10 protein-coding genes are annotated in these 15624 nt (G+C 46.9%); 3 read left to right on the forward strand and 7 right to left on the reverse strand.

The features are described 5' to 3' along the window. Positions 1-7: 7 nt before the first annotated feature. The 6 genes from QUB26_RS24290 to gatB form a co-directional block, all read right to left on the reverse strand. Positions 8-1240, reverse strand: coding sequence for a pentapeptide repeat-containing protein (locus QUB26_RS24290; RefSeq protein WP_333245959.1), 1233 nt, complete (start codon positions 1238-1240; stop codon positions 8-10). Between the two features lie 105 nt (positions 1241-1345). Further along, positions 1346-1984 (reverse strand): Uma2 family endonuclease, encoded by a 639-nt coding sequence (locus QUB26_RS24295; RefSeq protein ID WP_333245961.1) that lies wholly within the window; start codon positions 1982-1984, stop codon positions 1346-1348. Between the two features lie 273 nt (positions 1985-2257). Next, positions 2258-2845, reverse strand: coding sequence for a Uma2 family endonuclease (locus QUB26_RS24300; protein ID WP_333245963.1), 588 nt, complete (start codon positions 2843-2845; stop codon positions 2258-2260). A gap of 43 nt (positions 2846-2888) precedes the next feature. Then, positions 2889-4055: a pentapeptide repeat-containing protein gene (locus QUB26_RS24305; RefSeq protein ID WP_333245965.1), complete on the reverse strand. Its 1167-nt coding sequence runs from the start codon at positions 4053-4055 to the stop codon at positions 2889-2891. A 10-nt stretch (positions 4056-4065) separates the two neighbouring features. Next, on the reverse strand, positions 4066-4188 hold the full coding sequence (locus QUB26_RS24310; RefSeq protein WP_333291189.1) for a hypothetical protein: 123 nt from the start codon (positions 4186-4188) through the stop codon (positions 4066-4068). A 368-nt stretch (positions 4189-4556) separates the two neighbouring features. After that, the gene (gene gatB, locus QUB26_RS24315; RefSeq protein WP_333245966.1) at positions 4557-6059 is read right to left on the reverse strand and encodes an Asp-tRNA(Asn)/Glu-tRNA(Gln) amidotransferase subunit GatB; all 1503 of its coding nucleotides are present in this window, start codon (positions 6057-6059) and stop codon (positions 4557-4559) included. A gap of 696 nt (positions 6060-6755) precedes the next feature. Here gatB and QUB26_RS24320 point away from each other — a divergent pair. The 3 genes from QUB26_RS24320 to QUB26_RS24330 all read left to right on the forward strand — a co-directional run bounded on the left by QUB26_RS24320 (position 6756) and on the right by QUB26_RS24330 (position 15297). After that, positions 6756-10031, forward strand: coding sequence for a PAS domain S-box protein (locus QUB26_RS24320; protein ID WP_333320050.1), 3276 nt, complete (start codon positions 6756-6758; stop codon positions 10029-10031). Between the two features lie 360 nt (positions 10032-10391). Then, positions 10392-13604 (forward strand): EAL domain-containing protein, encoded by a 3213-nt coding sequence (locus tag QUB26_RS24325; RefSeq protein ID WP_333320052.1) that lies wholly within the window; start codon positions 10392-10394, stop codon positions 13602-13604. A 103-nt stretch (positions 13605-13707) separates the two neighbouring features. After that, positions 13708-15297: a glycoside hydrolase family 57 protein gene (locus tag QUB26_RS24330; protein ID WP_015175045.1), complete on the forward strand. Its 1590-nt coding sequence runs from the start codon at positions 13708-13710 to the stop codon at positions 15295-15297. A 150-nt stretch (positions 15298-15447) separates the two neighbouring features. On the opposite strand, the gene QUB26_RS32095 is transcribed toward QUB26_RS24330, so the two are convergent. After that, the gene (locus QUB26_RS32095; protein ID WP_333245972.1) at positions 15448-15585 is read right to left on the reverse strand and encodes a PEP-CTERM sorting domain-containing protein; all 138 of its coding nucleotides are present in this window, start codon (positions 15583-15585) and stop codon (positions 15448-15450) included. Positions 15586-15624 lie beyond the last annotated feature (39 nt).

Below are 15624 nucleotides of genomic sequence, written 5' to 3' on the forward strand. Positions count from 1 at the left end.
TTACCGACTAAACCTCCTCAAAAATCGCGCCTCGCTGCTGTAGATTCACCTGTATCTCCTCATCGATTCCTGAATTGTTCCCGAATCTGGCTGACTCGACATTCGCACCACTGAAATTAGTATTTGTTAAGTTCACTTCCAGCAGATTTGCGCCGCTCAAATTAGCACCGCTGAGGTTAGCTAAAGCTAGACTTGCTTTGTGCAAATCTGCACCGCTTAAATCAGCATTTCCTAAGAAAGCCCCACTCAAATCTGCACCGCCGAATTTGGCATTTTGCAGGTTGGCGTCGCTGAAATCGGCATCGTTTAAGGTTGCACCCCGGAAATTTGCCCGATCGAGATTTGCGCTGCTAAAATCCACTGCACTTAAAGTAGTTCCGCGCAAGCTGCTACCCGCGAAATCTAGTGCTGGATTGAGATTGGCGATTTTTGCCAACTCTACAAAGTTGTCGGTTTCAGCGGAAATAATGCGATCGACCATTTCCTGCAATTCCGCTTCAGCTTCCGGGACAATTTCCACTTCGCGCGGTTCAACCGGAGGTAAATTGTAGGAGAATAGCGCCCAACTGAGAGCAGGTTGGAGTTTATGTGTTTGCAGGTATATAGTCAGGGTTCTTTCTAAAACCGAATGTTGATTTGGCGTGATTTCGTGCGGCCACAAACCCTCCGCATCTGTGAGATTAATATCTTCTTTAGCAACTTCAAAAGCCGCTGCCATCCGAAATTCTTTGGCAGATAATTCTCCCAGCTTAGCACTTTTTAGCAAACCTTTTAATACTGATTTGCCCTGTTCTACTGCAAAAATCCAAGCTGGCGTTGTATCATCGCTGATTGTGGAAACGTGACAAAATATGCTCTCTGTTTCCTTAATTTTTTCCAAATTCTCGCCGCCCTGAACTCCCCGCTGACTTTCAGTTACTAAAATTTCTGCACTGCTTTGAATTGCCAGGGTTTCTTCAATTGGCAAAAGCTTGAAAGAACCGACTAACTGACGTGAGGCTACGGGTATTTCGCAGTTTTCTAGATAGAGTTTGAGCATCCCGCCTTGCAGACCAAATTTGACGCGACCACCTAGCAGGGGTTCCCAATGCTCGTTAAAATTCAGGCTCAAGTGAATGTCGAGCTGCTGGGTTTGGGGTGCAACCGATGGAACTGGAATTGCTTCTAATTGCATCCACAAGCAATCTGGGTATTTGTTGTGAGACTCTAGCGATCGCATATCGGGTAGAATTGCTGGCACTACCAGCCGGTAATTGATATTTAAATTAGTTTATCATCTCTATTTTATCACAACACAGCTTTTTTTTTGTTAAAATTGTAAATTTTCTTTAATTTTATCTTCAAGTCATTGGTTTTGCTGAATTTGGCTTTTTACCCAATTCCGAAATGCTTTTACTAATTCCAAATAGTCCATTGTTTCTGCTTGTTCCAAAAATCTGACAATCTCTAAAACAGCCACGCTGGGAAATGCTAAACTGAGTTCGCCCTCAACGTATTCTCCATTTTCTAATCTGTTGATTCTGAGTCGAGATCCATTATAAATCCAAACTTCCGGCACTCCCAGATCCGCATAAACCTGCAAACTATTTTCCGAACGGCTGGTAATATCAATTTCCACCACTAAATCCGGCGGCGGATCTTGAGTCAGATCGATTCTTTTTTTGCCTTTAACTGCACTAATATTTTGGATGTAAAAACATTCATCTGGTTCTGTACCGCTAAGTTCAGGACGCTTGAAAGTTGTGGAACCCAGAGGTTCAATTTTCACATCTAATTCTTCAGCTAAGGTTTCAACAAATCGACCCATTATTGTTTTGAAGCGTTCGTGTTCTGGAGAAGGTACCATAATTTTCAAATTGCCGCGATTATATCTCAGTCGAATTTGCCGATCGCCAATTTCGGCAAGCAAAGTTTCGTAGGTTTGCCAACTGATACCCGATAGCTCGACAATTTGTTCCGGCGGGGAGAGAGTTTGAGCAGTCATCTGATTTTAGATTTTAGATTTTAGATTTTAGATTTCTCCCGCGAATAAATCGGGGGTCAGAAACCAAATTGTTTTGGATGATAGCGATTAAAAGGGCGGGTTTTTGAGATTGTCAATTATTGGCAGATATTTTTCGTGAACCCGCCCCTACCGTATTAGGGGTAATCGACCGGACATAATATCATTCATTTGCACTTTTAGATTATATCATCTAAAAAAGCTCGATCGCTCTTTAATTACTGAGTTAAAATATGTGCTATCGAGCCAGAATATTTAGTCACCACTCTGCGCGGGAAATACCGCAGATAAATCGAGAGACAAATCTGGGAAACCTGGAATTACCACAACCTCATTCGGCAAAACCACTCGTTTGACTCGATAATCGAAACCACCTCTTTGTTTTTGATAAGGTTCGCTGTGCATTTCCAGTTGAATATCTACCAAATTAAATATCCAATAATCAGAAATTCCCGATTCAGCATAGAGAGATAACTTGGTTCTCCTGTCGTATTTCAAAGTAGAATCGGAAACCTCAATTACCAGCAAAATATCAGCAGGCTCCGGGTGAGAAGATAAATAATTATCAGAACGATTGCGAGCAATAACAACATCAGGCTCTGGTTCGCTATCAGCCGACAAAATAATCGGCTCTTGACCGCGCACGATCGCTCGTTCTTCCAGCAGTGGGTACAATTTTTTAAGCAATAGCGAATTACAAACAGAGTGAAACGTACCTTTTGCAGCCATAATGATAATTTCTCCGCGAATCAACTCAACTCGGTCATCGGGGGCGAAAAATCCCAGTTCTCCCAAACGGTGATATTCGGCGATCGAGAATCGTTTTACAGTTACGGCAGTCATAGCTTTTCTTACCCTCTACAATTACCAACCTTTCCAATTAATTCTACTCAAAAATCCCGCCCCGTGCCATCAATTCAACCTTCAGGGCTTCCGAAATTCCCACACAACCCGAAAAGCTCGCATTTTTAACCACCGTATTTTTCAAATCAGCGCGGCTCAAATCAGCACCGTTTAAATTCGCACCACTCAAATTAACACCACTTAAATCAGCATTCTTCAAATCAGTATTTGTCAAATTTGCATTTACTAAAATCGCATTCGGTAAATAAGCACTGCTCAAATTGGCGCCGCTTAAATTTGCACCGCTCAAATTCGCCCGCGGCAGCTTTGTCCGCAAATCAGCACCGCTCAAATTGGCGCTGCTGAGTTCAGCATCCCGCAAATTAGCATTGCACAAATTAGCATCAATTAAAATAGCAGCGCTCAGCAAAGCACCGCTGAGATCGGCCAAAGTCAAATCTGCCCCCTGGAGGTTAGTTTCGCGCAAATCTGCACCGTTAAAATCAGCGTAGTGCAAGTCAAAACCGCTTAAATTAGCCCCAGCAAAATCCTCAATCGGATTCAAACCCACTGTTTCTGCAAGTTGTACAAAACTCTTATTTTTATCAGTTAAAAACAGTTCGCGGACGATCGCCAATTGCTCCTGTCGGTACTGGTTAGCCTTGTCATAATCTGCTAAATACTTGTAGCCGATCTTCAAATACTTGAGAGCATTGCGCTCAATGCGATCGTCCTTGCTGGTGCGCGCGATCGACAACTGCTGGTGATAGCATTCGATCGCACCAGGCAAATCTCCCTTAGCATCGTAAGCTAGCGCCAAATTGCCCAAAGTTTCCAATTCAGAGCGCCCGTCGCCAGTATCCCGCGCGATCGCCAAACGCTGTTTCTGGTAATCAATAGCACCAGAAAAATCCTCCAGAGCACAGCAAGCATTGCCGAGATTGCCCAAAGCATTCGCCTCGCCCCGGCGATCGCCAATTTCCCGCGCTAACACCAAATGTTGCTGGTAGCAGTCGATCGCCTGAGCATAATTCAAGAGCGCTTCGTAAGCTACACCCATATTACCCAGCGCCGCACCCGATCGGCGCTTATCGTCCATTGAGCGATACAGCCCCAGCGCTTCCTGCCAAGAACCCAGCGCCGCCTCAAATTGACGCGCCTGATATTGCGAAATCCCCTGCTTGATTAGCTCGCTAGCTTGTTCGCTCATACTGTCCAAATTAGTTAATAACTAAAGCTGATATTAACTGAGATATTGCACCATTCTCGCTTAACAGGCAAGATGCCTGTTCCACGAGAAAATTCACTCTTTGTGGAACAGGCATCTTGCGCTTAACAGGCAAGATGCCTGTTCCACGAGAAAATTCACTCTTTGTGGAACAGGCATCTTGCCTGTTCATAAAAAGCTGATTGAGAATGGTGCAACATTTCAGTATGGCCCATCCCCCTCTCCCCCATCCGTATTTTCACGTCCGTACAAAAAAAAAGACAAAAAAAAGAGAGAGCTACCTAAGTAACTCCCTCTGCCATCAGGGTGCATCTACATAACACAATATAACACGATGGGGATGAGGGGTGTCACCCCCCAAACGTGAAGATGTTGTAAAGAAATGTAGATTAATTATAAAGTTACGATCCCGCCAGAAGGGCGAGCTCAGGAAAAACCGATCGCCCGCCGCTGTATCCGCTACACGACCCCCTTAACAACTGCTTAACCTGGGGCGTTAAGCTTCGCCGCCAGCAGCTCATTGGTCAGTTTGGGATCGGCCCGGCCGCCCGTTTCCTTCATCACCTTGCCGACAAAAAAGCCCAGCAGCTTAGTTTTACCGGCTCGGTACTGTTCGAGCTCCTTGGGATTGGCGGCTAACACCGCATCGATCGCTTGCTCGATCGCCCCAGTATCCGAAATTTGAATCAAACCCTTGCTTTCAACAAACTTCTGAGGCGAACCACCGTTTGCCAGCAACTCCGGCAAAATATCCTTAGCGATTTTGCCACTGATCGTACCGGCCTCAATTAGCCCCAGCAGTTCGGCTAAATCCTGCGGTTGGAAAGGAATTTCTGCGATCGCCAGTTTTTCATTTTTCAGATAAGCAGTAATATCGCCCATCACCCAATTGGCAGCTTGTTTAGCCACAGCACCAGCGGCGATCGATTTTTCAAAATACTCCGCCACCGCTTTGTCGTCAGTCAGCACCCGCGCGTCGTAGGGAGAAAGACCAAGCTCAGTTTCGTAGCGATGGCGCTTCATTGCCGGCAATTCTGGCAGTTGAGCTTGCCAATCCTGCAATTGCTCAGTCGAAACTTTGATCGGAGGCAAATCCGGTTCCGGGAAATACCGATAATCGCTCGCACCTTCCTTAACCCGCATACTGAAAGTACACTGCTTGTTTTCATCCCACAGCCTGGTTTCTTGGATGATGGTTTCGCCATTTTCCACAGCTTGAATTTGCCGCTCGATCTCATAATCGATCGCCCGTTCGATCGCATTAAAAGAGTTCATATTTTTAATTTCCACCTTCGTGCCGAACTCTTTTTGGCCAACGGGGCGCACCGAAATATTCACGTCGCACCGGAGCGAACCTTCCTGCATATTCCCGTCGCCAACACCGATGTAGCGCACGATCCGGCGCAATTCTTGACCGTATTCGGCAGCTTCCGCGCCCGATCGCAAATCCGGTTCCGAAACAATTTCGATTAGAGGCACACCGGCGCGGTTGTAATCCACCATTGAATAAGTTGAACCGCTGAGCCGATCGCTGCCGCCGTGAACCAATTTTCCGGCATCTTCCTCCATGTGCAAGCGAGTGATACCGATTTTTTTTCGAGTAGAATTTCCCGTCTCATCCACCAGTTCAATTTCTAGCCAACCGTTAGTAGCGATCGGCAAATCGAACTGAGAAATTTGATAATTTTTCGGCAAATCGGGATAGAAATATTGCTTGCGGTCAAACTTACTGTAAGGTGCGATTTCGCAGTTGAGAGCCAGCCCTGCTTTCACCGCATACTCCAGCACTTTTTGATTTAATACGGGCAAAACTCCCGGCATTCCCATACAAATTGGGTCTATGTTAGTATTTGGGGCATTGCCAAATTCTGTAGAAGAACTGGAGAAAATTTTAGTATTCGTACTTAATTGACAATGAGTTTCGAGGCCGATAATGGCTTCGTACTGAGTTCGGTTTTTTATCGAAGAGGGTGCAGAAGCAGTCATAAGCAATTTAAAAGACTGAATAACTTTAGATTTTATTTTAGCTTTTTATTGACCAAACTGATTGGAGATTATTTGTAGGTAGCGGCGGTTTCATTGGTGTCAGCAAGCGCCTCAAACCCTGAGTTCGGCAGGTTTAAACCCCTGTCGGACTTGGGGAAAGCGTGTTTAGTTGAGACAAATGGGGATCTCCCTAAGCAACACCCTGCTACAGATTGGCGATCGACCCAAGGCTGCAGCCACGTCGATCTCCTTTGGATCGCCCCCCAAACAACAACTCTGTGCAAAAATATACTTAGCGCCTGCTCCTGCCCGCACCATTCCCTTACCCAGGAGAGTTTTAGATCGATCGACTACAATTGCCGATCGATCTACACCCCAAATCCTTTTACTGGCAGTATTTAATACAATACGCTTGGGTTAAAACGCTTTATTCCCGGCGAGATCCCTTGCAGCATCCCCCTGGTTGTTGGGCGACGCAAGAGTAAGTTTTTGTCCCCCCAACAACCAGGGGGGCGCCAAGGCGATCGGGCTTAACCCAAGCCTATTGGTCTTCAATAACGCCGCTCGTCTCCAACGATCGGCTCCACGCACAGACTAAAAATTAAAAATGTATAATTTAACAGGAAATTACATATTTTTAATTTTTAAGCTTTAATTTTGAATTCTCAAAGTAACACTTGCCTAAGTGTCAAAACTATGCGTGAAATTCCAGTTAAAAGTGCCACACTGTTTCCGAACAGCATCACTGAGCTAGAGCAGGCGGAATTAGCCCTCGAACTCGCTTGGAACGAACTCGAAAAACAAACAGCAGAAACCATTGCTCACATTGCCAACACTGGCTCAGCAAACACACAGGAAATTAGCGATCGCTTCGCCAGGGCGAAGCAACTCCGGCAGCAACTTCAAACTCAAATAAAAAAAGCCAACTCGCGGCGGGAATTTCACCTAGAAAACTCACCAATGGCCGTTGTAGAGTGGGACAAAGAATTTCGGGTAGTGCAGTGGTCGCCAATGGCAGAAAAAATATTTGGCTGGAGTGCAGCAGAAGTAATCGGCAAATACTGGCACGAATGGTCAATAGTTCATCAAGAAGACTTCGAGGAAGTGTGTGCCGTCACAAATCAACTATTACACAGCAGAGAACCCCGCAACATTTGCCGCAACCGCAACTATACAAAAGATGGCTCAGTAATTTACTGTGAATGGTACAATTCCGCACTAATCGATGAATCGGGAAGAGTAGTTTCAATTCTCTCTTTTGCCAGAGACATAACCGATTTCCACCGCGCTCAAGAAGAACTGCATAGGCGCGAACAAGCTTTCAGCGCCATCGCCGAAAATGCGACCGATATTATCGCCCGGTTCGATCGCAAACTCTGCCTCCTTTACATCAACCCAGCAGTAGAATCAACAATTGGAAAACACGCCGAAAAATTGATTGGCAAAACCAACCAAGAATCAGGAATGCCACCGCACCTGTGCAGCCTGTGGGATGAGGCTTTTATGAAAGTTTTTGGTAGCGGCAAACAAGAAACCATAGAATTTGACTTGCCCACTTCCGAAGGCATAAAATATTACCACTGTCGAGTCATTCCCGAGTTTGCTGAAGACAATTCAGTAGAAACAGTTTTATCCATCTCCCGCGACATCACAGAACTCAAACAAGTCGAAGATCAGTTGCGACAAAGCGAATCCAAATTTAAAGCCATAGTAGATTCTAATATTATCGGCTTAATTTTTTGGGATCTTGACGGCCACATTACAGATGCGAATGCGGCTTTTTTAAACACGGTAAATTATACGCGGGACGAGCTGCTTGCCGGAAAAGTTAACTGGCAAGAAATGACACCACCTGAATACGTGGGTTTAGATACAGAAAAAGTTGCCGAACTGAAGGCTAGAAATACGGTTGTTCCCTTTGAAAAAGAATTTATATGCTCCGATGGTAGCCGCGTTCCGGTGCTGCTGGGCAGCACATTTTTAGAAGGAACGAAGCAGTTAGGCGTCAGTTTTGTGCTGGACTTGAGCGAGCGCAAGCAGGCAGAATTGGAACTGCAAAAACATCAGCAACTTTTAGAGAGTATTGTTACAACTATACCTAATTTTCTCTACATTTACGATGCAGTAAAAAACCAAAATATTTATGCAAATGAATCTGTCACAGCTATGCTGGGATACACTCCCCAAGAATTGCAAGATTTGGGGACAGATGCTGTAGCCAACTTAGTTCATCCCGATGATCTGTTAAAGCTAATTACAGGTATGGAGCGACTAAAACACAGTAGGAATCCCTATGAAACCGATGACAGAGATTACAGAATCAAACACAAAAATGGGGAATGGCGCTGGGTGCACGCTCGCTCTAAAGTTTTCAAAAGAACGCCAGACGGACAAATGAGGCAAATTATCGGTTCCGTACTCGACATCAGCGATCGCAAACAAGCCGAAGAATCATTAAAACAGCAAAAAGAACTGCTGCAAACAATCTTCGACAACGTGCCGATTATGCTCGCATTATTAGACAAAAATGGTCAAATAAACTGGGTGAACCGCCACTGGGAACAAGTGCTAGGCTGGAGTTTGGCAGAAATCAAAAACCGTGATATCTTGGCAGAATTTTATCCGCAGCCAGAATACCGTCAATATGTTTTGGATGAAATAAAAGCAGCAAATGAGAAGTGGAGCGACTTCAAAACAAAAGTTAAAGACGGGCGAATTATCGACACTTCTTGGGCAAATGTTCGTCTTTCAGACGGCAGTTGTATCGGCATTGGTCAAGATATCACCGAACGCAAACGAGTAGAACTTGAGCTCAAAGAACTCAACGAAACTTTAGAAGCTCAAGTCGCGCAACGTACTGCAGAATTAGAGATTTTTTTTGATGCTTTGCCCGATCACATTTTTGTGGTAGATCGCGAGAAGATGCGCCTGTCTTTTGTCAACCAATCTGTTGCCCAAACTGCTGGATTAAATAGCAGAAAAGAGATGCAGGGCAAAACTATTTTTGAATGTTTCTCCCCAGAAATAGCCACAAAATTCTCTAGGGAAAATTCGCAGGTATTTGAAACAGGGGAAACTCTGCACTTGCAGGATAAATTTGTGATTGCTGGCGACACTACTTACTACGATACTTTTAAAATTCCCCTCAGAAATCTCGACGGCGAGGTTTATGCTTTAATTGGCACTTCTCGCGATATCACTGAGTTGGTAGAGACAAAACAAGCTTTGTCAGAACGCACAGAGCAATTAGAAGCTGCCAATCAAGAATTAGAATCTTTTTCTTACTCAGTTTCCCACGACTTGCGCGCACCTTTGCGACACATTTCAGGTTTTGTAGAAGCGTTGAAACAGCGGCTAGAATTAACTGAGGCTTTGAGCGATCGCAAAATAGTTCACTATATGGAAGTAATTGAAGACAGCAGCCAAAAAATGAGCCTGTTGATTGACGGTTTGCTCGCCCTGTCGCGGGTGACTCGCACCGAGTTGAGGCAAATTCCGATCGATCTGAGCCGTTTGGTACAAAATGCGATTAAATTGACTAAACCACCAACAGTCGCAGATCCGGCCCAAACTCCCCACAGTGTTGAATTTGCCGTCGGAGATTTGCCGACAGTAATGGGAGATTCAACCTTGCTGCAACAGGTGTTCAGCAACTTGATTAGCAACGCCGTCAAGTTCAGCCGCGGACGCACTCCGGCTACAATAGTTATTGAGGGTTTACCGGATGGGACGATTTTTGTCAAGGATAACGGGGTGGGTTTTCCGATGGAATATGCCGATCGCCTGTTTGGAGCCTTTCAGAGGCTGCACTCCCAGAGAGAATTTGAAGGTACGGGCATCGGTTTGGCGATCGTCCAGCGGATTATTCACCGCCACGGCGGTACGGTTTGGGCCGAAAGCCTACCTAGTCAAGGAGCCACCTTTTACTTTAAACTAGGGCAAACAATCTCAAACGGTAATATAGATTCATAAGTTAAGTCTATAAGAGTTTTAAATGAAAAATTTAAAACTCTTATAGACTTAAATAAGTCACAATCGGTGAGAGCATCCGAATTTTGGTGTGACAGGAGTGTTCACTGTTAGGGATGGAAGCGAAAGATATAGGCGGGGCTGTGCAAGATGCTCGTACTCCTAAAAAATGCTCTTTTAAAAATTGGGGTGCTCCCCAATCGGTTCGTCAGCCCTCGACTGCAGGTGCTAAATAAAGGTCTTGCGAGTAGAGTATATAATTAATTTTGCTAAAAATATCGAGATAAAATTAATAACAAAACTAAGTCTAAAAAATTACTAGCAAAAACACAAATAACCAATTGAAAACATCCCCAATACCTTATGTTAGATATAAATGAAACCAACTATCTACTAAAAATGGTAGCGGAATCAACATTAAACTTGTTGATTATCGAAGACATGGCAGAAGATATGGAATTAATAGTGCTCGCCTTAGAATCGGGAGGGGTAAATTTTAAGTGCGACACGGCAGAAACAGCAACAGAGTGCAGAAAACTGCTCGAAAATTGCCAGTACGATGCTGTACTCTCAGATTATCGCCTCCCCGGCTTCAACGGTTTAGAAGTGTTGAAATTAATGCAGGAATTAGGGCAAGACATACCCTTGATTTTAGTAACGGGAAGTTTGGGAGAAGAAGCGGCAGTTGAGTGCATCAAAGCGGGAATGACAGATTACGTCTTAAAAGGGCGGCTGTTTAGGTTGCCAACAGTCTTAGAACGATCGCTCCAAGAATACAAAATGCGACGCCAGCAACAAGAAGCGATCGCCCAAATTCAGCGGCAAGCGACTCGTGAAGCGATAGTCAACCGCATCGTTCAAGCCATGCGCTTCACCCTTGTACTCGACGAAGTGCTGCAAACCACCGCAGATCAACTGCACGAAGCTCTCGAAATCAGCGGCTGCGCGATATTGCAGCCAGATGCTGAGGGCAAGATCGGGATTCGCTACATGAGCTTAAAGGCAGCCGACAGAGAACGGGCGATCGGTCTAAATTGCGACTTTGCCCAACACTATCGCTTCTCCCTCGCCCGCGGAGAAACGATCGCCCTCGCCGAGTTATCGACTCTGAACCCGGAACTGCAAGCATCAGCGCAATTTTTAGGGTTTCACTCGATCGCGATCGCACCGCTGCTATACCAGCAATCATTTTTGGGAGGAATTTGCCTCTACCAGTGCGATCGGGCCCGCTCTTGGACTACAGAAGAACTATCGCTAGTCAAAGCCATATCCGATCAGTGCGCGATCGCGATCCACCAAGCCGAACTCTACCAACAAGCCCAAACCGAACTTGCAGAACGCAAGCGCGCCGAAGCAGCAGTCTGCGGCATCCAGCAGCAGCTAGCCACAATGGCAGCCAACATTCCCGGCTCAGTCTACCGCACCGTGCTGCATCCAGACGGCACAATCTCCATGCCCTACATCAGTCCGGGCGTGCGCGAAGTTACTGGGTTCGGGGCCGAAGAAGTGATTTCGCACCCGGAACTGTTGACCGAAATCATCCATCCAGAGGACAAAAGCTCGTCTGACAGCCTCGTAGCAGCATCGAGAGCGAGTCTTTTGCCCTGCGATCGCCAGTACCGCATCGTTCTGAGATCGGGGGAGGTAAAGTGGGTGCAAGACAGCGCTAAATTTTCCAAAAACGAAAACGGCGACGTAATTATAGACGGAGTAGCCCTCGACATCAGCGATCGCAAACAAGCAGAATCAGCCCTGCGCCAAAGCGAACAGCGATTTCGCTCGCTGATTGAAAACGCCACAGACATCACGATCATTCTCGACGCCGAAGGAATCTTCCGCTACATCAGCCCTTCGGTTAAGCGAATTTTAGGGTACGCGCCCCACCAGGCGATCGGCCGCAGCGCCTTAGAAATAGTTCACCCCGACGACAGCGCTACGATCACCGAAACCCTCCACAAAGCCATTGAAAACCCCAAAAGAAGCCAGTGCCCAGTTGAGTACCGAGTCCGCCACCGCAACGGTTCCTGGTGTTATGTAGAAGCTGTAGCCACCAACTTGCTCTACGATCCAGCAGTCAAGGGAATCGTGATTAACTGTCACGACATCACTCAGCGCAAACTCGCCGAAGAACAACTGCTGCACGATGCTTTTCACGACGCCCTCACCGGATTGCCCAACAGATCGCTATTTACCGATCGGCTCGAACACGCTCTGAGGCTGGCAAAACGGCGCAAAGACTACTCGTTTGCCGTGCTGTTTCTCGATTTAGATAGATTTAAAGTAGTCAACGATTCCCTCGGCCACGCCATCGGCGATCAATTGCTAGTATCGATCGCGCGGCGTCTGGAAGCTTGTCTGAGGCCCGGAGATACAGTAGCCCGCATCGGAGGAGACGAGTTTGTGCTGTTGCTAGAAGACATCGAGGGCATCAATGAAGCTAGCAGCATTGTCAACCGACTGCAAAAGAAAATCACCTCCCCTCTCCTTCTAGACGGACACGAAGTATTTATCACCGCCAGCATCGGCATAGCTTTGAGCTCTGGCGAATACCTGGAACCGACAACCCTGCTGCGCGACGCCGACACAGCAATGTACCGCGCCAAAGAACTTGGCAGAGCCCGACACGAAGTTTTCAACAGTTCCATGCACGCCCACGCTTTGCGACTGTTGCAGCTCGAAAACGACCTGCGGCGGGCGATCGAATCAATTAGAGAACCCGCCACAGAAGAAGACTTTCCCCCATCCCCCGAATCAGCCTTACCTCCCTTATCCGCAGCGCCCCAGTTTATTATTCACTACCAGCCGATCGTGTCGATTGCCAATAACACAATTACCAGTTTTGAGGCCCTAGTGCGCTGGCAGCATCCAGAACGAGGCTTAGTTTCCCCCGGCGAATTTATCACCATCGCCGAAGAAACCGGCTTGATCGTACCCCTGGGCCGCTGGGTACTTCGCACAGCTTGCCACCAAATCCGCCAGTGGCAGCAGCTATTTCCCAGCCACCCCCCGTTGAGCGTTAGCGTCAACATTTCTGTCAAACAGTTTTCTCAGCCAGATTTAATCGAATACATCGATCGAGTCCTCGCAGAAACTCACCTCGACGGCAGCAGTTTAAAACTAGAAATTACCGAAAGTGTACTCATAGAAAATTCCGAATCAGTAACAGCAATGCTGGTGCAGCTCAGAACCCGAAACATAGACTTGTGCATTGACGACTTCGGCACCGGCTATTCCTCGCTCTCCTACCTGCACCGCTTCCCCACCAATACCTTAAAAATAGACCGCTCTTTTGTTAGCAGGATGGGAGGTGAGTTCGATTTCAGTAAAGGAGGGATTGACCCGACAGAAATTGTGCGGTCGATCGTTACTTTGTCCCACAATTTAGGCATGGATGTAGTAGCCGAAGGAGTCGAAGAAGCCTCGCAACTATCTATACTAAAAGGGTTAAAATGTGAGTACGCCCAGGGATTCTTTTTCTCAAAGGCAGTAGACTCTCAAACAGCAGCAGCCTTAATCCGACAGCAAGCAGAAAATCAGAATTTGCTGACATTTAGTTTGTTAGAGAAAGGCTATTAAAAAAACACGGCATTTTGTGAGTCCCGTTTCAGCATAAAATCTTAAAATATTTTAAAGCTGTCCCTAACAGGCGTCAGTTAATAACTACGGCATCCAAATCATTATGACTATTGGCTACCTCGCCCTCGTTCTCCACGCCCACTTGCCCTTTGTTCGCCACCCCGAAAGCGACTACGTTTTAGAAGAAGAATGGCTGTTTGAGGCGATCGCGGAAACCTATATTCCCCTGCTGCAAGTCTTTGAAGGGCTCAAGCGCGACGGCATCGACTTTAAAATTACCATGAGCATGACACCGCCCTTGGTTGCCATGCTGCGCGACCCCTTGCTGCAAGACCGCTTCGACGACCACTTGGCCAAACTCGAAGAATTAGCCGATCTCGAAATCGAACACAACAGCGGAAACGGCCACCTCCGCTATTTGGCAGAACATTACGCCGCCCATTTCTCTCAAGTCCGCAACTTTTGGGAAAAGTACGATCGAGATTTAGTCAAAGCCTTCAAAGAACACCAAGATACCAACAACCTCGAAATCATCACCTGCGGTGCCACCCACGGCTACCTACCGCTGATGAAAATGTACCCCGAAGCAGTTTGGGCACAAATTCAAGTAGCTTGCGACAACTACGAAGCAAACTTCGGCCGCCGACCAAAAGGCATTTGGCTGCCCGAATGCGCCTACTATGAAGGCTTAGAGCGGATGTTAGCCGACGCAGGCCTCCGCTACTTTCTCACAGACGGTCACGGCATCCTCTACGCCCGCCCGCGTCCCCGCTACGGCAGCTACGCCCCAATTTTCACCGAATGCGGAGTCGCAGCCTTCGGCCGGGATCACGAATCCTCGCAGCAGGTTTGGTCTTCCGAAGTCGGCTATCCCGGCGCCGCCGAATACCGCGAATTCTACAAAGATTTGGGCTGGGAAGCTGACTACGATTACATTAAGCCCTACATCATGCCCAACGGCCAGCGGAAAAATACCGGGATTAAATATCACAAAATCACCGGTCGCGGATTGGGTTTAGGCGATAAACAGTTGTACGATCCTTACTGGGCAAGGGAAAAAGCAGCGGAACACGCCAGCAATTTTGCTTTTAACCGCGAACGCCAAGTCGAACACCTCAACGGCATTATGCAGCGTCCGCCGATTATTGTTTCGCCTTACGACGCCGAACTTTTCGGTCACTGGTGGTACGAAGGGCCTTGGTTCTTAGATTACCTGTTCCGCAAGAGTTGGTACGACCAAAATACCTACGATATGACGCACTTAGCCGATTATTTGCGGGGAAATCCGACTCAGCAAGTGTGCCGCCCGTCTCAGTCTAGCTGGGGTTTCCGGGGTTTCCACGAATATTGGCTCAACGATACCAATGCTTGGATTTACCCGCACTTGCACAAAGCAGCGGAACGGATGATTGAGTTGGGAAGCATGGAACCTGCAGATGAGTTGCAGTGGCGGGCTTTGAACCAAGCGGCGCGGGAAGTGCTGCTAGCTCAATCTTCTGACTGGGCGTTTATCATGCGTACAGGGACGATGGTTCCCTATGCAGTGCGGCGCACTCGATCGCACTTAATGCGCTTTCACAAGCTTTACGATGAAGTGAAAGAAGGGAAAGTTGATTCGGGTTGGTTGGAGAAGGTTGAGGAGATTGATAATATTTTCCCTGAAATTAACTATCGCGTTTATCGATCGCTTTAAGCAAGTTTTAAGTTGCTCGTTCCCAGGCTCTGCCTGGGGACGCATTCCCGGAGGCTCTGCCTCCTCTTTTTCTCCCCAATCGACGAGGCAGAGCCTCTGGATATCGGTTCCCAGGCAGAGCCTAGGAACCAGTTAATCTCCTAATTAGTATTACACCTTTTTTGCCGCCCTTCTCTTCCACCACAAACCCATTCCCGCAGCCACAAACGTACCAACAGCAGTCATCGGTTCCGGTACAGGTTCATACTCATAAGTAGGTCGGCGGGAAAATCCATAAGTATGTAACAAAATATTAAGTCGGGTGACTGGACTTGAATTTAATACGTT

Source organism: Microcoleus sp. B4-C1, assembly GCF_036705285.1.
Classification (GTDB): Bacteria; Cyanobacteriota; Cyanobacteriia; order Cyanobacteriales; family Microcoleaceae; genus Microcoleus.

Coding starts and splice junctions, on each gene's coding strand:
- QUB26_RS24325 (WP_333320052.1), top strand. CDS start 10,392: ATGTTAGATATAAATGAAACCAACTATCTACTAAAAATGGTAGCGGAA.
- gatB (WP_333245966.1), bottom strand. CDS start 6,059: ATGACTGCTTCTGCACCCTCTTCGATAAAAAACCGAACTCAGTACGAA.
- QUB26_RS24330 (WP_015175045.1), top strand. CDS start 13,708: ATGACTATTGGCTACCTCGCCCTCGTTCTCCACGCCCACTTGCCCTTT.
- QUB26_RS24305 (WP_333245965.1), bottom strand. CDS start 4,055: ATGAGCGAACAAGCTAGCGAGCTAATCAAGCAGGGGATTTCGCAATAT.
- QUB26_RS24295 (WP_333245961.1), bottom strand. CDS start 1,984: ATGACTGCTCAAACTCTCTCCCCGCCGGAACAAATTGTCGAGCTATCG.
- QUB26_RS24300 (WP_333245963.1), bottom strand. CDS start 2,845: ATGACTGCCGTAACTGTAAAACGATTCTCGATCGCCGAATATCACCGT.
- QUB26_RS24320 (WP_333320050.1), top strand. CDS start 6,756: ATGCGTGAAATTCCAGTTAAAAGTGCCACACTGTTTCCGAACAGCATC.